Here is a 554-nt window from a genome sequence, read left to right as displayed (position 1 = left end):
AAGTCGCTCGTCGTGACCGCAGACAAGGTCTATTATTCCCCCATCTCTTCGGCGACGTTGAAGAAGCGGGCGCATCAGCCGTTGGCGTTATGATCGAATCATAGAAACCAAGAATCGTTATAGATACCTCTTTTGACGATCCAGAACGTATATCCTGCGGATGCAACACCTGAATCGTCTCGGTAAACGGATACCGTCCTTATAGGACGGCGAAGCCGTTTATCCTTGAGGGCTAGGCAAAGCGGGGAATGAACATGAACTTATCATTAAAGCTGACGTTACCCGGAACAACGTGGCTCGCGGCCGTCCTCTCGGCGGCCGCCATCGCGGCAGGCGCCATGGCGCCGAACGCGGCCGCGGCCGAACCGCCGAACGATCCGCATTACGATAAACAGCGATATTTGGAACAGACCGGCGTACCGGCGGCGTGGGAAGCGATCAAGGCCGGCGGATGGGCGCTGCAGGACGTGACGGTGGCGGTCGTCGACACCGGCGTCGATTTGACGCACCCGGATCTGGCCGGAAGGCTCGTCGAAGGCACGAATATTTTGCAG

General features: G+C 57.8%; 1 protein-coding gene and 1 pseudogene. Both read left to right on the top strand.

Going from position 1 to position 554, the window contains the following annotated elements; all coding sequences use genetic code 11:
* Positions 1–12 precede the first annotated feature (12 nt).
* Positions 13–93 (top strand): hypothetical protein, encoded by an 81-nt coding sequence (locus tag AC2JF9_RS08345; protein WP_500726862.1) that lies wholly within the window; start codon positions 13–15, stop codon positions 91–93.
* Between the two features lie 155 nt (positions 94–248).
* Positions 249–554, top strand: a pseudogene (locus tag AC2JF9_RS08340) (hypothetical protein); the annotation flags it as partial.

This window comes from Lactobacillus sp. C449L, assembly GCF_059900815.1.
Note: the sequence above shows the minus strand (reverse complement) of the source record. Positions and strands in the feature narration are given on the sequence as shown.